At 69.3% G+C, this 26006-nt stretch carries 21 protein-coding genes and 1 pseudogene; 3 read left to right on the forward strand and 19 right to left on the reverse strand.

Annotated features, from left to right (window positions below; genetic code table 11):
- Positions 1-168: pseudogene (locus tag ACFPCV_RS10775) on the forward strand (2-oxoacid:ferredoxin oxidoreductase subunit beta); the annotation flags it as partial.
- Positions 169-415: 247 nt separating this feature from the next.
- Here ACFPCV_RS10775 and ACFPCV_RS10780 read toward each other — a convergent pair.
- The 19 genes from ACFPCV_RS10780 to ACFPCV_RS10870 all read right to left on the reverse strand — a co-directional run bounded on the left by ACFPCV_RS10780 (position 416) and on the right by ACFPCV_RS10870 (position 22616).
- The gene (locus tag ACFPCV_RS10780; protein ID WP_378055951.1) at positions 416-1375 is read right to left on the reverse strand and encodes a sunset domain-containing protein; all 960 of its coding nucleotides are present in this window, start codon (positions 1373-1375) and stop codon (positions 416-418) included.
- A 106-nt stretch (positions 1376-1481) separates the two neighbouring features.
- A complete protein-coding gene (locus ACFPCV_RS10785) occupies positions 1482-3203 on the reverse strand; it encodes a sunset domain-containing protein (protein WP_378055952.1) in 1722 nt (573 codons plus the stop codon).
- Between the two features lie 132 nt (positions 3204-3335).
- Positions 3336-4349, reverse strand: coding sequence for a polyprenyl synthetase family protein (locus tag ACFPCV_RS10790; protein WP_378055953.1), 1014 nt, complete (start codon positions 4347-4349; stop codon positions 3336-3338).
- A 218-nt stretch (positions 4350-4567) separates the two neighbouring features.
- Positions 4568-4930: a VOC family protein gene (locus ACFPCV_RS10795; protein WP_378055954.1), complete on the reverse strand. Its 363-nt coding sequence runs from the start codon at positions 4928-4930 to the stop codon at positions 4568-4570.
- A gap of 70 nt (positions 4931-5000) precedes the next feature.
- Positions 5001-6599, reverse strand: a complete 1599-nt coding sequence (gene nuoN, locus ACFPCV_RS10800) for an NADH-quinone oxidoreductase subunit NuoN (protein ID WP_378056909.1) — start codon at positions 6597-6599, stop codon at positions 5001-5003.
- A 10-nt stretch (positions 6600-6609) separates the two neighbouring features.
- A complete protein-coding gene (locus tag ACFPCV_RS10805; RefSeq protein ID WP_378055955.1) occupies positions 6610-8196 on the reverse strand; it encodes an NADH-quinone oxidoreductase subunit M in 1587 nt (528 codons plus the stop codon).
- 142 nt (positions 8197-8338) lie between these two features.
- Complete coding sequence (nuoL, locus tag ACFPCV_RS10810) at positions 8339-10303, reverse strand: NADH-quinone oxidoreductase subunit L (protein WP_378055956.1); 1965 nt, start codon at positions 10301-10303, stop codon at positions 8339-8341.
- A 10-nt stretch (positions 10304-10313) separates the two neighbouring features.
- Positions 10314-10613, reverse strand: coding sequence for an NADH-quinone oxidoreductase subunit NuoK (nuoK, locus tag ACFPCV_RS10815; protein ID WP_075127779.1), 300 nt, complete (start codon positions 10611-10613; stop codon positions 10314-10316).
- Positions 10610-11464, reverse strand: a complete 855-nt coding sequence (locus ACFPCV_RS10820) for an NADH-quinone oxidoreductase subunit J (protein ID WP_378055957.1) — start codon at positions 11462-11464, stop codon at positions 10610-10612. The genes nuoK and ACFPCV_RS10820 overlap by 4 nt, the downstream gene beginning before the upstream one ends.
- Complete coding sequence (nuoI, locus tag ACFPCV_RS10825; protein WP_378055958.1) at positions 11461-12009, reverse strand: NADH-quinone oxidoreductase subunit NuoI; 549 nt, start codon at positions 12007-12009, stop codon at positions 11461-11463. The genes ACFPCV_RS10820 and nuoI overlap by 4 nt, the downstream gene beginning before the upstream one ends.
- Entirely contained in the window at positions 11996-13309 is a 1314-nt protein-coding gene (gene nuoH, locus ACFPCV_RS10830) for an NADH-quinone oxidoreductase subunit NuoH (protein ID WP_378055959.1), read from the reverse strand. Before nuoH ends, nuoI begins: the two co-directional genes overlap by 14 nt.
- A gap of 3 nt (positions 13310-13312) precedes the next feature.
- A complete protein-coding gene (locus ACFPCV_RS10835) occupies positions 13313-15862 on the reverse strand; it encodes an NADH-quinone oxidoreductase subunit G (protein WP_378055960.1) in 2550 nt (849 codons plus the stop codon).
- Positions 15859-17175 (reverse strand): NADH-quinone oxidoreductase subunit NuoF, encoded by a 1317-nt coding sequence (gene nuoF, locus ACFPCV_RS10840; RefSeq protein WP_378055961.1) that lies wholly within the window; start codon positions 17173-17175, stop codon positions 15859-15861. Before nuoF ends, ACFPCV_RS10835 begins: the two co-directional genes overlap by 4 nt.
- Positions 17172-18056 (reverse strand): NADH-quinone oxidoreductase subunit NuoE family protein, encoded by an 885-nt coding sequence (locus ACFPCV_RS10845; RefSeq protein ID WP_378055962.1) that lies wholly within the window; start codon positions 18054-18056, stop codon positions 17172-17174. The genes nuoF and ACFPCV_RS10845 overlap by 4 nt, the downstream gene beginning before the upstream one ends.
- The gene (locus tag ACFPCV_RS10850) at positions 18053-19426 is read right to left on the reverse strand and encodes an NADH-quinone oxidoreductase subunit D (protein ID WP_378055963.1); all 1374 of its coding nucleotides are present in this window, start codon (positions 19424-19426) and stop codon (positions 18053-18055) included. Before ACFPCV_RS10850 ends, ACFPCV_RS10845 begins: the two co-directional genes overlap by 4 nt.
- Positions 19427-19499: 73 nt before the next feature.
- Positions 19500-20312: an NADH-quinone oxidoreductase subunit C gene (locus ACFPCV_RS10855; protein ID WP_378055964.1), complete on the reverse strand. Its 813-nt coding sequence runs from the start codon at positions 20310-20312 to the stop codon at positions 19500-19502.
- A 61-nt stretch (positions 20313-20373) separates the two neighbouring features.
- Positions 20374-20922: a NuoB/complex I 20 kDa subunit family protein gene (locus ACFPCV_RS10860; RefSeq protein WP_378055965.1), complete on the reverse strand. Its 549-nt coding sequence runs from the start codon at positions 20920-20922 to the stop codon at positions 20374-20376.
- Between the two features lie 12 nt (positions 20923-20934).
- A complete protein-coding gene (locus ACFPCV_RS10865; RefSeq protein WP_378056910.1) occupies positions 20935-21297 on the reverse strand; it encodes an NADH-quinone oxidoreductase subunit A in 363 nt (120 codons plus the stop codon).
- Positions 21298-21812: 515 nt separating this feature from the next.
- The gene (locus ACFPCV_RS10870; protein ID WP_378055966.1) at positions 21813-22616 is read right to left on the reverse strand and encodes a Bax inhibitor-1/YccA family protein; all 804 of its coding nucleotides are present in this window, start codon (positions 22614-22616) and stop codon (positions 21813-21815) included.
- 214 nt (positions 22617-22830) lie between these two features.
- On the opposite strand from ACFPCV_RS10870, the gene ACFPCV_RS10875 reads away from it, so the two are divergent.
- Both ACFPCV_RS10875 and ACFPCV_RS10880 read left to right on the forward strand, forming a co-directional pair.
- On the forward strand, positions 22831-23940 hold the full coding sequence (locus ACFPCV_RS10875; protein ID WP_378055967.1) for a polysaccharide deacetylase family protein: 1110 nt from the start codon (positions 22831-22833) through the stop codon (positions 23938-23940).
- 15 nt (positions 23941-23955) lie between these two features.
- On the forward strand, positions 23956-25950 hold the full coding sequence (locus tag ACFPCV_RS10880; protein WP_378055968.1) for an SDR family oxidoreductase: 1995 nt from the start codon (positions 23956-23958) through the stop codon (positions 25948-25950).
- Positions 25951-26006: the final 56 nt, after the last annotated feature.

Consider the following 26006-nt stretch of genomic DNA (forward strand, 5'->3'; position numbering starts at 1 on the left):
CGCCTGTCCACACAGGACCTCACACACACCGTCACCGGGATCTACCGCAACGTCGAACGGCCCACGTACGACGACCAGGCCCGGCAGCAGGTGACGGCGGCGGCGGAGACGAAACCGCCGAACCTGCAGGCGCTGCTGAACGGCAACGACACCTGGACGGTCGGATAGCAGAAGGCCCGGGGGTTTCCCAGGGTCCGGCGGAGTCGGGCTGGCGTTCGTCCTCGCCGGACGGGTAGGTCTCCGGGGCGCTGAGGAGTGAGTTGGCCGCGGTGCTGTGAAAGGCGCGTCGACGGCGTGTTGATGCCCTGAAAGGCGCGTTCAGGGCGCTGAGCGCCCTCAACGGCCCATTCACGGCACAGGTTCTTTCACGGCGGCCCACTCTTTCCCGGGCCTTCTCTTGCTTCTTGGCTGTTTCCTACTTCTTGGCTGCCGCGCGCTTCTTGTGGTCCCACGCCTGGAAGCCCGCGTTCTCGGCGTCGGCCTCGGTCTTGAACCAGACATCGGCCTTGGTTCGCCCGAAGTACGGGGACTTCTCGCTGTGGAACAGCTTCGAGGACTCCTTGGCCTTGACGGCGAAGTCCGCTGAGGGGGCGGACCCGTCGGCGGCAGGCTTCGCGGAGCCGGCGCCGTAGGGGCCTGCCGCTTGCAGCTCGGCGGCGAGAGCGCCTTCGTCGAGGGTGCTGATGGCCGGGTTCGCGGGCTTGGCGGCGGGTTTGCTCGCCGAGGTTGGTTCGCCCGCGGCCGCGGGTTCGGTGTCCGCCTTCACGGACTTCGCGGCGGCTTTGCCACCAGCGGAACCGGCGCCGCTCTTCGCGGACTTCGTGGACTTGGCGTCGCCCTTCGTGGCTTTGCCCGCAGTACCAGCGGATCCGGCGTCCGCCTTCGCCGACTTCGCGGCGGCTTTGCCAGCGACAGCAGCGGAACCAGCGCCACTCTTCGCGGCCTTCGTGGACTCCCCGGCGACCTTGCCAACCGACGTGGAACCGGTGTCGTCCTTCGCGGCCTTGCCAGCAGTACCAGCGGACTCGGCAACCGACTTCGCGGCGGTTTCGTCAGCGGCAGCAGCCGACTCGGCACTGCTCTCCGCAGTCTTGGCGTCCGCCTTCACGGACTCCCCGGCGGCGGAACCGGCGTCGTCCTTCGCAGCTTTCGCTGCTTCGGCATCGCTCGCCACGTCCGCGTTGCCGGCAGCGCTGTCCGCGGGCTTCGCGGAGTCGGCGGCGGAGTCGGCGTCGCTGTCCGCGGTCGTCGCGGCGGCGGACGCGTCCGCCTGCTTGGCGGACTCGGCTGTTGCCGTCGTCGCCGTGGTGTCCTTGGCCTTCTTGCGGCCGCCGATCGACTTCAGCTTCCCGATGAGCTGTTGCAACCACTTCACGGCGTCTGCCTCCTCGCGGATGACGCGGTAACGATCACCGATAGGCGAGAACAATAGGGCAACCACCGGCCCGGTTGGTGACCGGCTGTCAAGTCGCTGTCAAAACTCAGCCTACTGGCCGGAATCCCACCCGTTCGGCGTCGGCGGCCGTGCGGAACCAGACCTCGGCGACAGTGCGGCCGAACTGCGGAGACTCCGGCGTGCAGTACCGCAGCGCGGCGACGCTCGCCTTGATCGTGAACTCCGGCGACGGGGACGCCCCACCAGGAAGCGGCATCGCCGAGCCCGGACCGAACGGGCCGCGGCCGCCGCCACTCCCCTGCCGCAGGCGGTGCGGGGGCGGCGGCGTCGACGTGCCTTCGTCCGCGGCCGGGATGATCGGCTCGAACAGCGACCTCGGCGTGTCCGGCACCTCGTCGACGGCGGCGGGCGCGGCGGCGGGAGCGGCAGCGACGGGCGCCGGCTCGGGGGTCTGCGACGGCTGCACCCCGAACGGGATCTGGTGCCTCGGCTTGCCCGGCACGCGCTTGGGCAGCGCGTTCGGCGTCGGCTCCACGCGCACCGCCACGCCCTGCGTCATCCGGTTCTGCTTGGGCACCCGGCGGGGCAGCTCGTTCGCGGGCTTCTCGGCGACGTCGGTGACGGCGGCGACGACCTCCGTCCGCTCCTGCGGGCGTTCCGGCTCGGGCGCGGGCTCGGGTTCCGGCTCGACGAGCGCGTGCGCGGCGGTCTGTTCCGGCCTCCGCGCGACGACCGGCTCGACGGGCTCGGACTCGACGGTGCGCTCGTGCTTGACGACTCCGGCACCCGGTTCGTCGGCCATGTCGTCGACGAAGTCGTCGGCAAAGTCGTCGGCGAGCTCGGCATGCGCCGCCTCCTCGCGCTCGGCCCTGCCCGCCTCGTCGATCTGCCGGATCAGCTCAGCGGGGATCGGGTGCGTGCGCTGGGTGAAGACGGTGCCGCCGGAGTCGTCCTCGATCGCGGACCTCGGCTCCTCCACGCGCTCCTCCGCGTCGAGCGCGGTGCCGATGCCCTCCTCGTGGTCGACATCGTCGTCGTCCATGTCGGCCATGTCGTCGATGTCATGGATGTCGTGGATGTCGTGGATGTCATGGCTGTCGTCGTCCACGTCCACGTCGTCGTCGACGAGCCGCGCGTCGGCCAGCTCGAGCGACTCGTCGAGCTGGTGGCGGTTGCGGGGCAGCGCGGGCTGCTCCTCCGGCCCCTGGTTGGCGGCGTCACCGTCGAGCTCGTCGTCGAACCAACCGCGGTCCGACGGTGGCTGTGACATCGCGGGCACCTCGGGCGGCGCGGTCAGCGAGCCGGAGGACACGTCGATGTACTGGGTCGCCGCGGCGCTCGGGCCGCCCTGGACCGGCTCCGGGGTCGGCTCCGGCGGCGCGATCAGCCCACCCCCGAGCGACGAGAACGTGGTCTCCTGCTCCGACGGCGGCGGCGCGAAGTCCCGGCCGGGACCGCCCGGCTCGAACGGCTCCGGCTCGGCGTAGGCGGCGAGCCGGTCCCGCTCTGGCGGCAGCGGCGGGGTCTCCCGCAGCGCGTAGGAACGCGTGAGGTACTCGGAGTCCTCACCGACGGGACGGTCCCCGAGCCCTGGCACCACGGACCGGGAGAACTCGGCTTCCTCGTCCCGGCGGCGGGGCTGCTCCTGACGCTCGGGGGCCGACTGACGGCGCGCTCGCGTGGCGAGCTGGGCCTCCAGCTCACCGACACGACTGCGGGCCGGCCGGGCCACCAGCAACCAGCAGAGCACTGCGCCGAGCAGGAAGGCCAGTGAACTCCACAACCAGACCTGCCCAAAGATCGGCATCGATCGAACTCCCTCCGCGCACCGCGCGAACGCATAGCAGGGCGGTAATCAGGCTACTGCGGCTGGACCAGCCGCAAGAACCACCCGGTGGATTTGGCAAGTCCGACACGCTCAGTTGGCCCCAATGGTCGCCTATCGTGTACGAGCCACGACGTAGCGTGCCAGCATGTCCAGCGCATCGCGCGCTGAGCAGGGCGGAAGCGTGGCCAGCTCGGCACGCGCCCGATCCGCGTAGTCACTCAGTGTGTGCACCGCCTGCTCGAGCCCGGAGGACTTCCGCAGCAGGGTCAGCGCCTCGTCCACGTGGTCGTCGTCGGTGATCGGACCGGCGAGCAGCTCCGCGAGCCGCGGCTCGGGGTCCTGCGCGAGCGCGTACAGCACCGGCAGGGTCCTGACGCCCTCACGCAGGTCGGTGCCCGGGGTCTTGCCGGACTCGGCCGCGGGTGAGGCGATGTCGATGATGTCGTCGGAGATCTGGAAGGCGGTGCCGATCAGGTCCCCGAACCGGTGCAGCGCCTCGGTGTGCTCCGGCGCCGCGTTGGAGAACATCGCGCCGTAGCGCCCGGACGTGGCGATCAGCGACCCGGTCTTCTGCCCGATCACACCGAGGTAGTGCCCGACGGCGTCGTCCCCGTCGCCGGGCCCGACGGTTTCCCGCATCTGCCCGGTGACGAGCTGCCCCATGGTCTGGGCGATGATCCGCGCCGCGTCGCTGCCCAGGTTCGCGACCAGCCCGGACGCGTGCGCGAAGAGGAAGTCACCGGTGAGGATCGCGATGGTGTTGTCCCAGCGCGCGTTGACGCTCTTGGCGCCGCGCCGCATGGTGGCCTCGTCCATCACGTCGTCGTGGTACAGCGTCGCGAGGTGCACCAGCTCCACCGCGGCGGCCGCCGTGATCACCTCGTCGGTGTTCCCGTCGGCGAACTGCGCCGACAGCAACGTGAACAGCGGACGAAAGCGCTTCCCACCAGCCCTGACCAGGTGCAACGCCGCCTGCTCTACGAAGTCGACGTCACTGTGGACAACGGTCCGGAGCACCTCCTCGACCCGCGCGAGGCCCTCGGTGATGCGCTCGACGAGAACCGGATCGGCCTGATCGAGCCCAAGCGACGCCGGTAGCCGCGGCACGGTCTGGTCTGCAGTCACGTCGGCATCGCTCCCCAACCTAGAAATCCCTGGCTACAGCCTAATGTCCAGCCTTTTCCCCCACGCCACGAAGTACGTGTGACACACCTGACGCGATCGCACCCCGCACCCTCCCGGGCAGGCACGTCCCGAACGACGCCTTCAGGACGTCGAGTGTCCCGAACGCCTTTCCGGGCATCGCAGGAACGGCGGACCGCGTCAGGTCCCTGTGGACGACGTCAGCGTTCCTGCTCGACGCAGAACTCGTTGCCCTCCGGGTCGGCCAGCACCACCCAGCCGCGCCCTTCCGGCGTGCGGTGGTCGGCGGCCACGGTGGCGCCGGCGGCGGTCAACCTGGCCACCTCCTCATCCCGGGTCCGTTCGGTGGGCACGAGATCCAGGTGCACCCGGTTCTTCCCGGCCTTGCCCTCCGGCACCCGGATGAACAGCAACTCGGTCATCGCCGGGTCGGGTGGTTCCAGCAGCACCTCCTCGTCGCCCGGCTCGTCCACGGCGCTGATCGGCCATCCGGTGACCGTGCTCCAGAACCGCGCCAGCTCATACGGCGAGGCGCAGTCGATCGTGATGTGCTGGATCCGCATGGCAGCTCCTCCTCGGAAAACAGAACGGCGCCCACCTCAACAGGTGGGCGCCGTCCGGCACAAACGACTATTACCGCACGGCGAACGTGCCCGCCCCCGCCCAGTCGAGCGCGAACGCGGGCACGATGCCCAGCAGCAACGTGATCGCCACGCCCAGCGTGATGGCTGCCGTGGTGAACGCGCCCGGCACGGTCACCGACGGGCCGTTCGGTGCTGGCTCGCTGAAGTACATCAGCACGATCACCCGCAGGTAGAAGAACGCCGCGATCGCCGACGCGACCAGTGCGATCACCACCAGCGGCGCCATCCCGGACGACAACGCCGCCGAGAACACCACGAACTTGCCGATGAAGCCCGACGTCAGCGGAATGCCCGCCAGCGCGAGCAACAGGAACGTGAACACCGCGGCCACCAGCGGGGACCGCTTCGCAAGCCCCGCCCACTGCGACAGGTGCGTCGCCTCCCCGTCCGCGTCGCGGACCAGCGAGATCACCCCGAACGCGGCGATCGTCGTGAAACCGTAGGCCAGCAGGTAGAACAGCGTCGAGGACACACCGTCCGGCGACAGGACGATCGCGCCGATCAGCAGGAAGCCCGCGTGCGCGATGGACGAGTACGCGATCATCCGCTTGATGTCGGTCTGTGTCAGGCCGAGCACCGCACCGATGAGCATCGACACGATCGCGACGCCCCACATGATGCCGCGCCACTCCCACTGGGTCGACTCCAGGCCGACCGAAAGGACGCGCAGGATCCCACCGAACGCGGCGACCTTGGTGCACGCCGCCATGAACGCGGTCATCGGCGTGGGGGCGCCCTGGTAGACGTCCGGGGTCCACGCGTGGAACGGGCCGACCGAACCCTTGAACAGCAGGCCGACGATCAGCAGCGCCATGCCGCCGAACAGCAGCGTGTCGGAACGGTCCGAGCCCGCCGCCGCGTTCGCGATGGCCTCGAGGCGAACGGAACCCGCGTAGCCGTACAGCAAAGCCAGGCCGTACAGGAAGAACGCCGACGCGAACGCGCCGAGCAGGAAGTACTTCACCGCCGCCTCCTGCGAGAGGAGCCTGCGGCGGCGGGCCAGGCCACACATGAGGTACAGCGGCAGGCTCAGCACCTCGAGCGCGATGAACATGGTCAGCAGGTCGTTCGCCGAGCAGAAGACCATCATGCCGCCGAGCGCGAACAGCGTCAGCGGGAACACCTCGGTCTGCATGCCGAAGCGCGTCGCGTCGCGTCGGGCCGGGTGGGCACCCAGCCGCTGCTCGCGGTCCTGGACGGTGCCCGGCCGGATCGCCGCCGTGGCGACGAACGCGCCACCGGGCTCGACCGAGCGGTCCGCGATCATCAGCACCGCACCCAGGGACAACGCGAGCAGCGTGCCCCACAGGAACAGTGCGGGCTGGTCGACGGAGATCGTGCCGGAGAACGTCGTCTCACCGCCCGAGGGCGCGTCGGCGAGGTAGAACGCCAGCGCCACGCCGGAGGCGACCAGTGCGAACAGCGTCAGGAACACCTGCGCCGACCACCGCTGGTGCTTCGGCAGGAACGCCTCGACCAGCACCCCGACGCACGCCGCGCCCAGGATGATCAACATCGGCATGACCGCCGGGTAGTTGATCTGGGGCAGTGTCTCCTTGGCCGGAGTGTCCTGCGCAAGGAAAAGCAGTGCGGACAACTCAGTTGCCTCCGTCCGTGTTACTGCCCGAGATATCGACCGACGACAACGTGGCGTCAACCGTCGGCGTGATCACGTCGAGCACGGGCTTCGGGTAGAAGCCGATGCCGAGCACCAGGACCACGAGCGGGGCGAGGACGAGCTTCTCCCTGCCACTCAGGTCGAGGATGGCCTTGCGGGCGCCGACCTCCGGCGCGATCGCCGTGCCGGGGCCGCCCGTCACGTCGACGAGGGCGTTGCCGCGTACCGGACCGTGGAAGATCCGCTGGTACAGCCAGAGGATGTACAGCGCGGCGAAGATCATGCCGACCGTCGCGATGATCGTGTAGACCGGCTCGTTGCCGTACGACCCGATCAGCACCAGGAACTCGGAGATGAACGAGTTCGTGCCGGGCAGCGAAAGCGAGGCGAGACCGGCGAGCAGGAACACGCCCGCGAGTGCCGGGGTGATCTTGGCGAGCCCGCCGTAGTCGGCGATCAGCGACGAGCCACCGCGCGCCACGACCATGCCGATCACCAGGATCAGCATGCCGGTCGAGATCGAGTGGTTGAGCATGTAGGACACCGCACCGGTCTCGGACTGCGCCGAGAACGAGAAGATGCCCAGCGCGATGAACCCGAAGTGCGCGATCGACACGTACGCGATGAAGCGCTTCATGTCCCGCTGGCCGGTCGCCAGCAGCGCGCCGTAGATGACCCCCGCGACACCCATGACCAGCACCAGCGGCGCCAGCGTCCTGCTCGCGTCCGGCGTCATCGGCAGCAGGTAGCGCAGGAAGCCGAACGTGCCGACCTTGTCCAGGATGCCGATCAGGATCACGGACACGCCGATCGGCGCCTCCGCGGCCGCGTCCGGCAGCCAGGTGTGCAGCGGCACCAGCGGCGCCTTCACCGCGAACGCGAGGAAGAAGCCGAGGAAGATCCAGATCTGGTTCGACAGCGGCGCGTCGGAGACCACCTGGACGAGCGTGGCCCAGTCGAACGTGCCCGCCCCCAGCTTGTCCTCCGCGAGGACGTAGGCGCCGATGATCGACGCCAGCATGATCATGCCGCCGAGGAACGAGTACAGGAAGAACTTGACCGCCGCGTACTGGCGCCGCGCGCCGCCGTACTGCCCGATGAGGAAGTACATCGGGATCAGCATGACCTCGAACAGCACGTAGAACACGAACACGTCGGTCGCGGCGAACGCGCCCATCGTGATCGCCTGCTGCAGCAGGATCAGCGACAGGAACCCGCCCGCGCTGCGGTCGGCGGGCAGCTTGTCCGTCCACCCCGCACCGATGACGACCGGCACCAGCAGTGCCAGCGCCGCGATCATCACCAGGGCGATGCCGTCGATGCCGAACGACAGGTGCACGCCGAGTGCGGGGATCCAGTCGACCGAGAAGGCCTGCTGGAGCCGTGCGCCAGACGGGTCGTAGGAGATCCAGGAGATCACCATGACCACGAACTCGGCGAGCGAGAAGCCGAGCGCCACCAGTTTGGCGAGGCGGTCGTTGTCCCGCAGGAACGCGACGATGATCGCGCCGACGAGCGGGATCAGCAGGAGTGCGACCAGCACGGCCGCACCGGATGTGGAGGTCATGATGACGCCCCCTGTGTCAGAGCCGCATGCTTCCCGACCGCACCCAAGGGGAACGGGACGCTTGCCGGCCACAAGTACGTGATCGACGGGAACGTCAGATCCCGACGGAACCAACAGTCAAAATTGCGGGGAGGCGGGATCGTCACGCGTACCTCACCGCCAGGAAGGCGATCAGTACCAGAATCGAACCGGCGAGCATCGTCGCCGCGTACGAGCGGACGAACCCGGTCTGGAGTCTGCGCAGCCGGCCGGAGCTACCGCCGAACCCGGCGGCGATGCCGTTCACGAGACCGTCGACGCCCTTGTTGTCCACGTACACCAGCGCCCGCGTGAGCCAGGTGCCCGGGCGGGCGACCAGCGTCTCGTTGAGGGCGTTGCCGTACAGGTCCCTGCGTGCCGCCCGGACCGGGAAGCTGACCGGCTCCGGCTTGACCACCGGCACGTCGCGGCGGCCGACGATCAGCCACGCGAGCAGGGCACCCAGCACCGACAGCGCGACGGTCAGGATCGGCACCAGCGAGTGCGGGATGACCGTGTGCTCGGCCTCCTGCAGCGCACCGAGCGACGGGGAGAGCCAGTCGGCGAGCCGGTCACCGGAGGCGAAGAACCAGCCCGCGCCGACCGAACCGATCGCCAGTACCGCCATCGGCACCCACATGACCGGCTTCGACTCGTGCGGGTGGAAGTCGCGGCCGTCGGCGGACTTCAGCTCCTCCCAGCGCTTCTTGCCGAAGAAGGTCATGAACATCAGGCGCGTCATGTAGAAGGCGGTGAGGCCGGCACCCAGCAGCGCGGCGCCGCCGAACACCCAGCCGCGCCAGCCCTCGGCGCCGAACGCGGCCTCGATGATCGCGTCCTTGGAGAAGAAGCCGGAGAACGGCGGGATGCCGATCAGCGCGAGGTAGCCGAGACCGAACGTGGCGAACGTTATCGGCATGATCCGCCACAGCCCGCCGTAGCGGCGCATGTCGACCTCGTCGTTCATGGCGTGCATGACCGACCCGGCGCCCAGGAACAGCCCGGCCTTGAAGAAGCCGTGCGTCAGCAGGTGCATGATGCCGAGCGCGAACCCGATCGGGCCGAGACCGACCGCCAGCATCATGTAGCCGATCTGGCTGACCGTGGAGTACGCCAGGACCTTCTTGATGTCGTCGTAGGCGCAGCCGATGATGCAGCCGACCAGCAGCGTCACCACGCCGACCAGGGTCACGACCAGCCTGCCGTCCTCGGACTGCATGTAGATCGGGTTGGCGCGGGCGATCAGGTACACACCCGCGGTCACCATCGTCGCCGCGTGGATGAGGGCGGAGACCGGGGTCGGGCCCTCCATCGCGTCCGGCAACCACGCCTGCAGCGGGACCTGGCCGGACTTGCCGCAGGCACCCAGCAGCAGCAGGATCGTGATCGCGGTGATCGACGCGGGCGAGAGCTGGTCGAGGTTCGCGAACACCTCCGTGTACTGCGTGGTCCCCAGCTCGGCGAACATGATGAAGATCGCGAGCGCCAGGCCGACGTCGCCGACCCGGTTCATCAGGAACGCCTTCTTGGCCGCGGTCGCCGCGGCCGGGCGGTTGGTGTACCACCCGATCAGCAGGTACGAGGCGAGACCGACGCCCTCCCAGCCGAGGTACAGGGTCACGAACCCGTTGCCGAGCACCAGGATCAGCATCGCGGCGACGAACAGGTTGAAGTACCCGAAGAACCGCCGCCGGTCGGGGTCGTCAGCCATGTAGCCGATCGAGTAGATGTGGATCAGCGCACCGACACCGGTGATCAGCAGGACGAAGCTGATCGACAGCGGGTCGATGCGCAGCCCGAACTCGACCTGCAGCTGATCGACCGGGATCCAGTCGAACATCGACACGTTCTGGACGCGCTCGCTCTTCTCCATCCCGGTGGAGGAGAAGAACAGCATGGCGCCGTAGACGAACGACGCGATGACCGTCAGGCAGCCGAGCAGGTGGCCCCACGCGTTGGTGGCCTTGCCGCCGAGCAACAGCACGGCGGCGCCGACCAGCGGGAAGGCGATCAGCAGCCAGGCGGAACCCGCGAGGCCGGTGGCCTCGTGTACCTCCTGGGCCTGCGCCACCAGGTATGTAGACGACACGGAATACCCCTCAGTACTTCAGCAGGTTGGCGTCGTCCACAGAGGCCGACCGGCGGGTACGGAAGATCGACATGATGATCGCGAGCCCGACCACGACCTCGGCCGCGGCCACCACCATCACGAAGAAGGCCATGATCTGCCCGTCGAGCGAGCCGTTGATCCGCGCGAAGGTGACCAGCGACAGGTTCACCGCGTTCAGCATCAGCTCGATGCACATGAACACGACGATCGCGTTGCGCCGGACCAGCACACCGACCGCGCCGATGGTGAACAACAGCGCGGAGAGCAGCAGGTAGACCGTTGGGGTCACTGGGGTTCCCCTTCTCGGGTCGGGTTCAGGGCACGGGCGTCAGCTGCGTGCGCGCTGCCCGAGACCGCCTTGCGCTTGTCCTCGAACTGCTCGGCGGCCGCGTTGTCGATGAGCCGCGACAGCGACTCCGGCGCGACCGAGCCGTCCGGCAGGAGCGCGGGCGTGGCGACCGAGCTGGACGTGGCGAAGACACCGGGGCCGGGCAGCGGCGACGGACGGTCGTGCCCGCCGCTGAAGCGGGCCTCGACCAGTTCCTTCTGCGTCTTGCGGCCCCTGGTGTGCCGGTCGACGAAGCCGAGCACCATCGCGCCGACGGCGGCGGTGATCAGCAGCGCGGACGTGAGCTCGAACGGGAACAGCCAGTCGGTGAAGATCGACCGGCCGATGTTCTCGACGTTGCCGACACCGCCGTTGGCCTCCGGGCCCTGCAGTCCGACCGGCGTGACCTCGGTCAGCGACCTGGCGACCGCGGTGACGACCAGCACGGCGAGACCGAGGCCCAGCAGCGTGGCGAACAGGCGCTGCCCCCGCAGCACCTCGACGACCGAGTCCGACGAGTCCCTGCCGACCAGCATCAGCACGAACAGGAACAGCATCATGATCGCGCCGGTGTAGACGATGATCTGCACGAAGCCGAGGAACGGCGCCTGCTGGACCATGTACAGCACACCGAGGCTCAGCATCGTCAGCACGAGGAACAGCGCGGAGTGCACCGCGTTGCGCGCGAAGATCATGCCGAGCGCACCGAACAACGCCAACGGGCCGAGCACCCAGAACGAGATCGACTCACCGGTCGACATCTGGTTCTGGACGCCCTGCGCGAGGACCAGAGCGGCTTGCGAGGCGCTCACTTCGCGTCCTCCTTGGTCGGATCGGGGTAGCCCCACTTCCTGGCGAGGCGCGGCGCGTCGACGTAGTACTCCTGCTCGGTGTCACCGAGCCGCATCGGGTGCGGTGGCTGCTCCATGCCCTTCATGAGGGGCGCCATCAGCTGTTCCTTGGTCCAGATCAGGTCCTGGCGGTTGTCGTTGGCCAGCTCGTACTCGTTGATCATCGTCAGCGACCTGGTCGGGCAGGCCTCGACGCACAGGCCGCAGCCGATGCACCGCAGGTAGTTGATCTGGTAGTCCTTGCCGTACCGCTCACCGGGCGAGTAGCGCTCCTCCTCGGTGTTGTCGCCACCCTCGACGAAGATCGCGTCGGCCGGGCAGGCCCACGCGCACAGCTCGCAGCCGACGCACTTCTCCAGCCCGTCCGGGTGCCGGTTGAGCTGGTGGCGGCCGTGGTAGCGCGGCGCGGTCGGGCGGAAGTCCTCCGGGTACTGCTCGGTGACGACCTTCTTGAACATCGTCGAGAAGGTGACCCCGAAACCCTTGAACGGATCAAACATCCCCATCGGTGGACTCCTTCTCCTGCGCGGTGGCCGCGACGGTGGCGCGCTGGCGGCGGCTGCCCGCCTTGCGGACCGCCTTGCGCTTGGGCGCCTTGGGGATCTCCAGGTCCAGCGGCGGCACCGGATAACCGCTGCCGGTGATCGGCACGCGCTCCTCGTCGTCCTCGACCTTGCGGTCGGGCAGCAGCAGCGCCAGCAGGATCAGCACGAGCACACCCGCGCCGATCCAGAACACCCACTGGCCCGTGGAGATGTTCTGCTCGTTGCGGAACGCGCGGACCGCGACCACCGCGACGATCCAGACCAGGTTGGCCGGAACCAGGACCTTCCAGCCGAGCTTCATGAACTGGTCGTAGCGGAACCTCGGCAGCGTGGCACGCAGCCAGATGAAGCAGAACAGCAGCGCGAACACCTTGCCGAAGAACCAGAGTGCCGGCCACCAGCCCGAGTTGAAGTAGTTGTCGCCGATCAGCGAGATCGGCCACGGCGCCATGTACCCGCCGAGGAACAACGTGGTGGCGAACGCCGAGACGATCAGCATGTTGACGTACTCGGCGAGGAAGAACAGCGCGAACTTCATCGAGCTGTACTCGGTGTGGAAACCGCCGACCAGCTCCGACTCGGCCTCTGGGAGGTCGAACGGCGCGCGGTTGGTCTCGCCGACCATCGACACCAGGAAGATCAGGAAGCTCGGGATCAGCAGGTAGACGTACCAGCCGTTCTGCTGCGCGTCGACGATGTCGCCGGTGGACAGCGACCCCGTGTACAGCACCACGCCGACGATCGAGAGGCCGAGCGCGATCTCGTAGGAGATCACCTGCGCGGCCGACCGCAGCCCGCCGAGCAGCGGGTACGGCGACCCGGACGACCAGCCAGCGAGCACGATGCCGTAGACGCCGACCGAGGAGCAGGCCAGCACCAGCAGCGCGCCGACCGGCAGGTCGACGAGCTGCAGCACCGTCTCCTCACCGAAGATCGACACCTTCGGCCCGACCGGCATCACGGAGAACGCGATCAGTGCCGGGATCGTCGCGATGACCGGGGCGAGGAAGTACACCTTGCGGTCCGCGCTCGCCGGGATGATCTGCTCCTTGAACGGGAGCTTGATCGCGTCCGCCAGGGACTGGAGCAGGCCGAACGGGCCGACCCGGTTGGGGCCGGGCCGCTGCTGCATGCGCCCCATGACCTTCCGCTCGGCCACGATCATGGCGACGGTGATGATCGGCCCTATGAAGAGCACGACCACGACCTTGATCAGGATCAGCCAGAGCGGATCGTCGGCAAGTAGTGCAGCCCTGTCCATGGCTCACTCGCCTCCTGTACTACCGGTGAGGGTTCCGGCTTCGACGCTCGATCCTGCGAGCAGATCTTCGGCAGTCACCGAGACGACGTCGCCGTGCCCGGCCCGCAGTACGCGGCCGACCTTCGACGGACCCGAGTTGGCGGGCAGCCACACGACGTCGTCCGGCAGGTCCGCGTGCTCGACCGGCAGGGTGATCGAACCGTGCTCGGTCTTCACGGTCGCGGTGCCGTCGACGCCGAGCCGGGCAGCGGTCGCCGCGTTCAGCCGGACCACGGCCGGGCGCTGGGTACCTGCCAGGTGCGGCTCGTCGGACTGCAGCGAGCCGTTGTCCAGCAGCTGCCGCCAGGTCGCGAGGACCGCCTGGCCTTCGCCCGCCGACCGCACGGCGGCGGCCGGCTCGACCGGCAGCGGCGCCTTGCGCAGCACCGACGGCAGCTTGGCCAGGTCGCCCGCGGCGGCCTTCGGGGTCTGGGTGAACAGGTCGACGTCCATCTCGACGCCAAGCGTGTCGAGCACCCGGCAGTCCGGCAGCGCGCCGGTGCTCTCGATGGTCGTGCCGAACTCGCGGCGGCGGCCCTCCCAGTTGACGAAGGTGCCGAACTTCTCGACGGCCGGCGCGACCGGCAGGACCACGTCGGCGTGCTCGGTGACCGAGGAGGCCCGCAGTTCGAGGCTGACGACGAAGCCGGCCTTGGCCAGTGCCTGTTCCGCGAGCGCCGGGTCGGGCAGGTCGTCGACCTCGACGCCGCCGACCACGAGCCCGTCGATCGCACCGGCCGCGGCCGCCTCGAGGATCGCGGTGGTGTCGCGGCCCGGCGTGGCGGGCAGCGCACCGGCCGCGAGGCCCCACGCCTGCTCGACCTCGGCCCGCGCGTCGGCGTCGGTGACCATGCGGCCACCGGGCAGCAGCGTCGGGACCGCACCGGCCTCCAGCGCCGCGCGCTCACCGGCGCGGCGCGGGATCCAGGCGATCCGGGCGCCGGTGACCTCGCCCAGCTTGACCAGCTCGGTCAGCAGGCCGGGGATCCGCGCGGCACGCTCGCCGACCAGGATGACCGCGCCGGGCCTGCTCAGGCTCTCCGCGACGTCCGGCGCGTGTGAGACGAGGCCCTCGACCGCGGCGGTCTCGGCGCCGGGCTGGCACGCGAGCAGCGTGCCGATGGAACCCTTGTCCACACTGACCGGCCGGATCGTCTTCTCGACGCCCGGCGAGGTCCACTGTCCGATGTGGAAGATCCTGGCGCGGTTCCTGCGGGCCGCCTTGCGCAGCCGCAGGAACACGATCGGCGCCTCTTCCTCCGGCTCGAACGCCACGCACAGCACAGCGGGCGCGGCCTCGATGGCGCGGAACGTGACCCCGTCCTCCGGGGTGGTGCCCACGACGCGGGAGGCCAGGAAGTCCAGCTCCTCGGCGGAGTGCGCACGGGCGCGGAAGTCGATGTCGTTGGTGTGCAGGGCGACCCTGGCGAACTTGGCGTACGCGTAGGCGTCCTCGACGGTCAGGCGGCCACCGGTCAGTACCGCGGCGCCCTTGCCGGCACGGGCCTTCGTGAGCCCCTCGGCCGCGACCCGCAGCGCGTCGGTCCACGACGCCGGGGCCAGCTCACCGGTCCTGGCGTCGCGCACCAGCGGCCGGGTGATCCGGTCGCCCGCGGTGACGTACCGGAACGCGAAGCGGCCCTTGTCGCAGATCCACTCCTCGTTGACCTCCGGGTCGTCGCCCGCGAGCTTGCGCATCACCTTGCCGCGCCGGAAGTCCGTGCGCTCCGCGCAGCCGGACGAGCAGTGCTCGCAGACGCTCGGCGCGGACACCAGGTCGAACGGCCGCGACCGGAACCGGTACGCGGCCGACGTCAGCGCGCCGACCGGGCAGATCTGGATGGTGTTGCCCGAGAAGTAGGACTGGAACGGCTTGTTCTGCGCGATGCCGATCTGCTGGTGCGCGCCGCGCTCCAGCAGATCGATGAACGGGTCACCGGCGATCTGCTCGGAGAACCGGGTGCAGCGCTGGCAGAGCACGCACCGCTCGCGGTCCAGCAGCACCTGCGTGGACACCGGGATCGGCTTCGGGAACGTCCGCTTGGTCTCCACGAACCGGGAGTCCGAGCGGCCGTGCGCCAGCGCCTGGTTCTGCAGCGGGCACTCGCCGCCCTTGTCGCAGACCGGGCAGTCCAGCGGGTGGTTGATGAGCAGCAGCTCCATCACACCCTGCTGGGCCTTGTCCGCGACCGGCGAGGTCAGCTGCGTCTTCACGACCATGCCGTCGGCGACCGTGAGGGTGCAGGAGGCCTGCGGCTTCGGCATCGGCCGCCCGCCCATCTCCACCTCGACCAGGCACTGGCGGCAGGCGCCGGCCGGGTCGAGGAGCGGGTGGTCGCAGAACCGCGGGATGACGGTGCCCAGGCGCTCCGCCGTGCGGATGAGCAGCTCACCCTTCGGCGCGATCACCTCGACCCCGTCGATGGTCAGCCGGACGTGCCCCTCGGGTACGGGGGCCCCACCACTGCCTCCGGGGCCGGCGGGCCCGGCAGGCTTCTCTTCAATGGCAGTCATGAGTTGGCTCCAGCGAGCGCAGGGGTCTTGTTCTGGTCGCACAGGGCGAGGAACTCGTCCCGGAAGTACTTGATGCCGCTCTGGATCGGGCTCACCGCGCCGTCGCCGAGCGCGCAGAACGAGCGGCCGAAGATGTTGTCGCAGATGTCGAGCAGCGTGTCGATGTCGGACTCGGTGCCCTTGCCCTCGACCATCCGCTCGAGGATCCCGGTGAGCCAGTAGGTGCCCTCACGGCACGGCGTGCACTTGCCGCAGGACTCGTGCTCGTAGAACTGCGTCCACTTCATCACGGCCCACGGCACGGACACCGTCTCGTTGAACACCATCACCGCGGTGGTGCCGAGGATCGAGCCGGCCTCGACCGCGCCCTCGAAGTCCAGCGGCACGTCCATGTGCTCGGCGGTGAACATCGGCGTGGACGAGCCACCCGGCGTCCAGAACTTCAGCGGGATGCCGTCCTTCATGCCGCCCGCCATGTCCAGCAGCTGGCGCAGCGTGGTGCCAAGGGGCGCCTCGTACTGGCCGGGCTTCTCGACGTGGCCGGAGATCGAGTAGATCTTCGGGCCGGGCGACCGCTCGGACCCCATGGTGCGGAACCAGTCCGCGCCACCGTTGACGATGAACGGCACCGACGCGATCGTCTCGACGTTGTTCACCGTGGTCGGCGCGGCGTAGAGGCCCGCGGCCGCCGGGAACGGCGGCTTGAGGCGGGGCTGGCCGCGGCGGCCCTCGAGCGAGTCGAGGAGCGCGGTCTCCTCACCGCAGATGTAGGCGCCCGCACCGGCGTGGACGGTGATCTCCAGGTCGAAACCGGAGCCGAGGATGTCGTTGCCGACGTACCCGGCCGCCTTCGCCTCGCGGACCGCGGCGTTGAGGCGGCGGATGCAGTGCGGCACCTCGCCGCGCACGTAGATGAACGCGTGGTGGGACCGCATCGCGTACGCGGCGATGACGATGCCCTCGATCAGCGAGTGCGGGTCCGCCATCATCAGCGGGATGTCCTTGCAGGTGCCCGGCTCGCCCTCGTCGGCGTTGATGACGAGGTAGTGCGGCTTGTCCTCGTTGGGCGGCATGAAGGACCACTTCACACCGGCGGGGAAGCCCGCGCCGCCACGGCCGCGCAGCCCAGCGTCCTTGACCAGCTGGACCAGCTGCTCCGGGGTGCCGCGCAGCGCCGTGCGGAGCGCGGTGTACCCCTCCAGCCGCTCGTAGGTCGCGAGCTGCCACGAGTTCGGCGACAGCCAGCGCTTCGTGAGCACCGGGGTCACCGGGTCGGGCCGGGTGGCCGACGTGGTGTTCTCTTCAGTCGTCATTTCTTCTCGACCTCCGGAAGCGCCGGTGCCTTCTCGGGCATCGCCGGTGCGGTCCAGCCGCGGTCGGCGGCCAGCTGCGCGCCACGCAGTGTCTCGGGAGCGGCCGACGGGCCGTCGATGCGGGCGCGGAACTCCGCCTCTTCCTCCGGGTAGAACCCGGCGAGCTCCAGTTCGACCGTGCGCAGGTCGGTGAGCGGGGCACCACGCGTTGGCGCGGGCTTCTCGCCCCGCCGCAGCGCGTCGACCAGCTCGACCGCCGAGTCGACCGTCTGGTTGTCGTAGAACTCGTAGTTCACCTGCAGCACCGGGCCGAGGTCGCAGGCCGCGAGGCACTCGGCGTGCTCGATGGTGATCGAGCCCGGCGTGCCCGGCTCGCCCGAGGTGTCCTCGTGCTTGAGCGGCGTGCCGTCCTGCGAGAGGTGCTCGGTCAGCTTCTTGTAGATCGCGTCGCCGCCCAGCACCGCGCACAGCGTGTTGGTGCAGACGCTCACGAGGTGCTCGCCGCACGGCTTGCGCTTGTACATCGTGTAGAACGTCGCGACCGCGGCGACCTCGGCGTTGGCCAGGTTCAGCCGCCTCGCGCAGAACTCGATGCCCGCCTGGCTGACGTAACCCTCGACCGACTGCACCAGGTGCAGCATCGGCAGCAGCGCGGACCGGGTCTCCGGGTAGCGCGCCTTCTGCTCTTCCGCCCTGGCGACGATGTCCGGGCCGAACACCGAGAGGTCCGGCGTGGACTCGACGGTCAGCGCGTCGTTCTCCGCGCGGCTCAACGGGGACGCGGCGTCCACGTCGACGTCCGGGCCCGCGGCGACGTGGGTCTCCCCCGCGCCGACACTCGAACCGCCGTACGTCGAGCCAGTGCTCAGTGACTCACTCACCGGTCCACCCCTCCCATCACCGGGTCGAGCGACGCGATGGCCGCGATGACGTCCGCGACCAGTCCGCCCTCCGACATCGCGGGCATCGCCTGCAGGTTCACGAAGCTGGGTTCGCGCACGTGGACCCGCATCGGCCTGGTGCCGCCGTCGGACACCAGGTGGTAGCCCAGCTCGCCGCGCGGCGACTCGACCGGCACGTACACCTGGCCCGGCGGGACGCGGAAGCCCTCGGTCACCAGCTTGAAGTGGTGGATCAGGGCCTCCATCGACTGGCCCATGATCTTCCGGACGTGCTCGAGCGAGTTGCCAAGGCCGTCCGATCCGATCGAGAGCTTCGCGGGCCACGCGATCTTCTCGTCGGCGACCATCACCGGGCCCGGCTCGAGCTTCTTCAGGCACTGGTTGATGATCCGCAGCGACTGGTGCATCTCCTCGACGCGCAGCAGGTACCGCGCGTAGGAGTCGGCCGCGGTCGAGGTCGGCACCTCGAACGTGTAGTCCTCGTAACCCAGGTACGGCTCGGTCTTGCGCAGGTCCCACGGCAGGCCCGCCGACCGCAGGACCGGGCCGGTGGCGCCGAGCGCGAGACACGCGTCGACCGGCAGGTAGCCCACGCCCTTGAGGCGGTTCTTCCAGATCGGCTGACCGGTGAGCAGCTTGTCGTACTGGGGCAGCCGCTCGTTCATCGTCTTGAGGAACTCGCGGACCTTGACCTCGTAGCCCTCCGGCAGGTCCTGAGCGACACCGCCCGGCCGGATGAACGCGTGGTTCATGCGCAGGCCGGTCAGGAACTCCAGCAGGTGCAGTGCTTCCTCACGCTCGCGGAAGCCCGCGGTCATGGCGGTCACCGCGCCCAGCTCCATGCCGCCGGTCGCGAGCGCGACCAGGTGCGAGGAGATGCGGTTGATCTCCAGGAGCATGACCCGGATGACCTGCGCGCGGACCGGCGCCTCGACGCCGAGCAGCTTCTCGACCGCGAGGCAGTAGGCGGCCTCGTTGGACAGCGGCGCGAGGTAGTCCATGCGCGTCACGAACGTGACGCCCTGGGTCCAGGTCCGGTACTCGGCGTTCTTCTCGATGCCGGTGTGCAGGTAGCCGATGACCGACCTGGCCTGCGTGACCGTCTCGCCCTCGAGTTCGAGCACCAGCCGCAGCACGCCGTGCGTCGACGGGTGCTGCGGACCGAGGTTGATGATGATCCGCTCGTCGTGGATGGCGTCGTCGAGCGCGGTGTCCCAGTCGCCGCCGGTGACGTTGTAGATCCGGCCCTCTGTCGTCTCCCGCTCGGCGGCGTACGGCTCGTCGGAGCCGTCCGGCCGACCGGAGTCGGGCTTGGTGCCGGTGGTGACGTCGCTGAGGTTCTCGGTCATGGGTACGACCTCCCGCTGATCGAGACGGCGCTGAAATCTGCGCGTCCCGGGGCTGGCCACTTCGAGAAGCGGGTCATGAGTACGACCTCCGCTGGTCGGGCGGGGGAATCTCCGCGCCCTTGTACTCCACGGGGATGCCGCCGAGCGGGTAGTCCTTCCGCTGTGGGAAGCCGTCCCAGTCGTCCGGCATGAGGATCCGGGTGAGTGCCGGGTGTCCGTCGTAGACGATCCCGAACATGTCCCAGGTCTCGCGTTCCTGCCAGTCCGCGGTCGGGTAGACACCCACGATCGACGGGCAGTGCGGCTGGCCGTCCTGTTCGCCGTCCCAGTCGATGGCCACCTCGAGCCGGATGCGGCGGCGGTAGGTCATCGACGTCAGGTGGTAGACGGAGTGGAGGCGCTGCGGCACGTCCACGCCGTAGTCCACACCGGACACCGAGCTGCACAGCTCGAAGCACAGCGCGGGGTCGTCGCGCAGCATCTGGCACAGGGCCACCAGGTGCGCGGGGTCCACGTAGTAGGTGATCTCGCCGCGGTCGACGGTCACCTGCTGGATGGCCTCGACCGGGATGCTCCGCTCCCGCATGGACGCGAGCAGCTGGTCGGTGAACTCGTCGAACCAGCCGCCGTAGGGCCGCTCGGCCGGTGCCGCGACGTGCGCGGGCAGGCGCAGACCGCCGAAGCCGGAGGTGTCACCGGAGCCGGAGACGCTGAACATGCCCTTGCGGGCCTTGCCCGCGACCAGCGGCTCACCGGGCTCGGGCAGCGCGTCACTCGACTTGGGCAGCGCGTCGCCGGGTGCGGGCCGCTGCTCGTTCCCGGCGGGCCGCTCGGCGCTGGAGCCCGGCTCGCCCGGCGCTGGTGTGGTGGGTTCGTCAGCCGCCATCCTCAGCCCCGCCCCCACCCGCTCATGGAAACGCTTCGCGTCGCTGTGTTCATTTCGGTGCTCACTTCTTCGCGTACTTGACGGAGGAGGCGATCAGTTCGGTGCGCTTGCCCTCGGCCTCGCGCAGCGCCGCGCGGCGGGCGTTGATCGGCTCGTCGGCGATCTTGGCGTGCAGCTTGAGGATCGCGTCGAGGAGCATCTCGGGCCGGGGCGGGCAGCCGGGCAGGTACATGTCGACCGGGACGACGTGGTCCACGCCCTGGACGACCGCGTAGTTGTTGAACATGCCGCCGGAGGAGGCGCACACGCCCATGGCGAGCACCCACTTCGGCTCGGCCATCTGGTCGTAGATCTGGCGCAGGACCGGCGCCATCTTGTTGGTCACCCGGCCCGCGACGATCATCAGGTCGGCCTGCCTCGGCGTCGCGGAGAACCGCTCCATGCCGAACCGCGCGAGGTCGTAGCGCGGAGCGCCGGTCGTCATCATCTCGATCGCGCAGCAGGCCAGACCGAAGGTGGCCGGCCACAGCGAGTTCTTACGGCCCCAGTTGACCAGCTTTTCCAGGCTGGCCAGAAGGATGCCGTTCGGGAGCCGCTCTTCGAGTCCCATGTCCGCCTCCCGTCAGTTCCAGTCGAGCCCGCCGCGCCGCCACACGTATGCGTAGGCGAAGCCGAGCGTCGCGATGAACAAGAAGATCTCCACCAGCCCGAAGAGCCCCAGCGCGTCCGCGGAGACGGCGAACGGGTAGAGGAACACCATCTCGATGTCGAACAGGATGAAGAGCATGGCCGTCAGGTAGTACGCCACCGGCACCCGCCCTCCGCCGACCACCGGCTGCGGCGACGGTTCGATGCCGCACTCGTAGGCCTCGAGCTTCGCGCGGTTGTAGCGCTTCGGGCCGACCAGCGGACCGAGCAGGGCGGAAAGCACCGCGAAGGCCGCCGCCAGTGCGAAGAGCAGGACCAACGGGAAGTAGCTCCCCAGCCCTGCCGAGACGTTCTCGTTCTGTGCTACAGATGTGCTGACAGCTGCGAGTGACACCTTCGCCGTCCTTTCCCCGCTTGCGGAGCTCACCATCTGCGCCGCTCGTCGGGCACCCTATGGGTCTCTCCGACGCCGCCGCTGGTTAGGCATGCCTAACCCCTAGCTTGTGAAAATCTTCACAAGCTCCCGCGTGCTTGTCGTGAAGTGCTTCACAAGACCGCCGCCAAGTGTAGAACTCGCGGAATCCCCCTGGAACAGGGGATCCGGTTTGGCGGGGTCTCGTGCGGTGCGGGTTGTGGACAGGTCGGGCTCGCGTGCCCGGTTCTGTCGGTGGCCCTCGTTACGCTGGATTCCGGGGGGCCGGAGGCTGCCTGCTGGTCTTGCCCCCTGCGCTGCGGGTCCGCGCAGCGGGCCGGTCGTCGATCACCGGAGCGAAGGTCTGGGGAGCGAGCCCCCGGACAAGCAGAAGGGGCGCCCCGCCCGCACGACGGAACGCCCCTTCCCTAGAGATAGGTCTAGTCGGAGTTCAAGTAGTACAGCAGCCGCAGGATCTCCAGGTACAGCCAGACCAGCGTGGTCATGAGGCCGAACGCGGCCAGCCACGCGAACTTGGACGGCATGCCCGTGCGGATCATCCGGTCGGCCATGTCGAAGTCGAGCAGGAAGTTGAAGGCCGCGATGCCGATCACGACGATCGAGAAGATGATCGCCATGGTGCCGCCGTCCCGCAGTCCCATGTTGACGCCGAACAGCGACATGACCAGGTTGATCAGCATCAGGCCGGCGGCCGCGACCGTGGCACCGATGATCCACTTGGTCAGCTTCGGCGTGACCCGGACCGCGCCCGTCTTGTAGACGACGAGCATCACGACGAACACCAGCGCCGTGCCGAGGATGGCCTGCAGCGCGATGCCCGGCACGAGTGCCTCGAACACGCCGGTGATGGCGCCGAGGAAGACACCCTCCGCCGCCGAGTACCCGAGCACGAGGCCCGGCTTCGGCATCTGCTTGAAGATGATGACGAGAGCCAGCACGAGGCCCACGAGCATGCCGATGATCATCGGCGGGTACGGGCTGATCGCGCCCGCTCGCACGGCCACGGCCGTGATGACACCGGTGATCAGCGCGAGGCCGAGCGTCAACGCGGTCTTGGTGACCACGTCGTCGACGGTCATCGGGCGCTCACCCGTGGTCGGCGGCGCCTGGTAGCCGCCGTATCCCGGCATGTTCGCCTGCGGCTGGGTCTGGAAGCCCGCGTAGCCGCCGCCGTACCCGCCCTGAGGCAAGTTCCGGAACGCGGGATTACTGGTAGAACGCACCTGTTCCTCCTGGGCCTGTCTGGCTCCTGCACCGGGTTCAACGCGAAACCATGCCGGTCGGTTCCCGGACGGTAAAGGTGACTTTACCCGTTTGCGCGTGATCGTTATGCCGAACCCTAAGCGAACACTAATCGCAACGGACTCACCCGGCCCGGCGTCCCCCAGTTGAAGGACTACTCTCCGTTAGCCTTACCGAGGATCACGGGAGGACGCCATGAGCCGGCGCTGGGGGCCGATCGTCACCGGGGTCGCGCTCGCGCTGACGTTCCTGATCCTCCTGGTCCTCGGCACGGTCGGGCCGGAGCGGCCGTCGCGGGCCGGACAGGCACCGGCCGCGCAGGGCAAGGCCGCGCCGCCGGAGTGGATGCGCAAGCTGCGCGACGGCGAGAAGCCACCGCAGTTCGTGCTCTTCTCCTTCGACGGCGCCGGGTCGCACGCGCACTGGCAGCGCATCCTGCCGCTCGCGGAGAAGGTGGACGCGCACGTCACCGGCTTCCTGTCCGGCCTCTACCTGCTGCCGGACCACATGCGCGGCGAGTACGCGGGCCCCGGCCACGGCCGTGGCCGGGCGTCGATCAGCTTCGGCGGCACCGAGGCCGAGGTCGCCACCCTCATCGAAGACCTGAACACCGCCTACCGGCAGGGCCACGAGATCGGCACCCACTACAACGGGCACTTCTGTGCGGGCAACGAGCCCAGCGGCGCCCGCTGGACCAGGGACGACTGGACCGCGGAGCTGGACCAGTTCTTCACGTTCGTGCGCGGCGCGGCGGCCAGGGGACTCAAGGTGCCGGAGAACGCGGTCAAGGGCGGCCGCGTGCCGTGCCTGGAGGGCGAGCCGGACGCGTACCTGCCCGCCGCGGCCGAGCACGGCATGACCTACGACACCAGCATCACCACCGAGGGCATCGCCTGGCCGCGGCGGCGGGCCGGCGTGTGGGAGTTCCCGGTGCCCGTGGTGCGGGTCCCCGCGCTGGCAGGCAAGAAGGTGATCATGATGGACTACAACCTCTGGTACTCGCTCAACGGCGCGAAGGACGAGCCCGGCCGCGACGCCGAGTTCACCTCGGTGACCCTCGACACGTACCGGGCGGCCTACCAGGCGGCCTACAACACCAACCGCGCGCCGCTCACCGTCGGGAACCACTTCAACGACTGGTCGGGTGGCGCGTTCAGCCGGGCGACGGAACAGTTCATGAACGAGGTGTGCGTGCGCCCCCAGACGGTGTGCGCCACCTACACCGAAGTGATCTCGTGGATGAGACTGCAGGACCCCGGGGTCCTGGACACCTACCGGTCGAAGCCGCACGCTCAGGTGTCGTAGCGGAAGGAGCTTGGCATGGCGACCTACCTGGTGACCGGCGCGACCGGTCTGATCGGGCGGCACTACGTCGCGGAGGTCCTGGCCAGGCCCGACACCGAACGGGTGTGGGTGCTGGTGCGCGAGCGCTCCCAGGACCGGCTCGCCGAGGTGGCGCGGGACTGGCCTGCCACGGAGAAGGTGCGCAACCTGGTCGGTGACGTGCGGTCCGAGCGGCTCGGCATCACCGGCGAGCGGATCGCCGAGCTGACCGGGACCGTCGACCACCTCGTGCACCTCGCCGCGCTGTACGACATCGCGGCCGACGACGACGCGAGCATCGCCGCGAACGTCGACGGCACCAGGCACGTGCTGGACCTGGCGGCCGCGCTCGACGTCGGCTGCCTGCACCACGTGTCGTCGGTGGCGGTCGCCGGTGACTACCGCGGCCGGTTCACCGAGGAGATGTTCGACGCGGGCCAGCGGCTCGTCACCCCGTACCACCGGACCAAGTTCGAGTCCGAGCGCCTGGTGCGCACGCAGACCGAGGTGCCGTGGCGGGTCTACCGGCCGGCGATCGTGGTCGGCAACTCGGTCACCGGCGAGATGGACAAGATCGACGGGCCCTACTACTTCTTCCCCGCCCTGCAGCGGCTCTCGGCGATGCCCTCCGTGCCGCTGGTGTTCCCGGACATCGGCGACACCAACATCGTGCCGGTCGACTACGTGGCTAAGGCCATGGCGCACCTGGTGACCGCACCGGGACTGGACGGGCACGCGTTCCACCTGGTCAACCCGTCGCCGCAGTCGGCACGCGGCGTCTACGACGCGTTCGCGAGCGCGGCAGGCGCGCCGGTCTCGACCGTGGAGCTCGGCGCCGGGTTCGCGAAACCGCTGGTCAACCTGGTGAAGCTGGCCGAGCACGTGCCTGGCGTGACGATCGCGCGGGACGCCTTCCTCGACCGGCTCGGCATCCCGCCGGTGTTGCTGACGACGCTCACGTTCGAACCGGTCTTCGACTCGACGCAGACCCGCGTCGCGCTCGCGGGCACCGACGTGGACGTGCCGCCGCTCGAGGAGTACGCGGCCGTGTTGTGGCGGTACTGGCGCGAGCACCTCGACCCGTTCCGCGCCCGCAGGCACGGCCAGCGCGGTGAGCTGGACGGCAGGCGCGTGGTGATCACGGGCGCGTCCTCGGGCATCGGGCGGGCGACCGCGCTGAAGGTCGCCGAGGCGGGCGGGGTGCCGCTCCTGGTCGCACGCAGGCAGGCCGAGCTGGAGGAGGTCCGCGCCGAGATCGCCGCGGCGGGCGGGCAGGCGTTCGTGTACCCGTGCGACCTGACCGACGACGAGTCGGTGGCGAAGACCGTCGCGCTGATGCTGGTGGAGCAGCCGGGCATCGACATGCTGGTGAACAACGCCGGCCGGTCGATCCGGCGGTCCGTGCAGCTGTCCTACGACCGGATGCACGACTACGAGCGTGCGATGGCCATCAACTACTTCGGTGCGGTCCGGCTGATCCTGGGGCTGCTGCCGCACATGATCGAACGCCGGTTCGGGCACGTCGTGAACGTGTCGTCGATCGGCGTGCAGGGCATCGCGCCGAGGTTCTCGGCGTACGTGGCGTCCAAGGCCGCGCTCGACTACTTCTCCAAGATCGTCGCGACGGAGACCCACGGCGCTGGCATCACCTTCACCACGGTGCACATGCCACTGGTCAGGACCCCGATGATCCGCCCGACGAAGATCTACGACGCGTTCCCGACGAAGTCGCCGGAGCAGGCGGCGGAGATGGTGATGGAGGCGTTGCGCAAGCGCCCGAAGCACGTCGACACCCCCACCGGCCGCATGATCTCGGCGGCCTACACGGTGGCTCCCGGCCTGGTCGACGCGATCGCCTACCAGGGCTACCGGATCTTCCCGGACTCGGCGGCCGCGGGCGGTGGCGGCCGGATGAAGATCGGTAAGGGTGACCGTCACCTCGGTGCCGCGGCGATGGCGCTGGCCCGCCTGACCCGCGGCTTCCACTGGTGACCGCGTCTACAGTGGACTGTCGGGGCCGGATCTGTTGCGGTACGCGGTGAGCCGAG

It is taken from the genome of Actinophytocola glycyrrhizae, assembly GCF_042653545.1.
Classification (GTDB): Bacteria; Actinomycetota; Actinomycetes; order Mycobacteriales; family Pseudonocardiaceae; genus Actinophytocola; species Actinophytocola glycyrrhizae.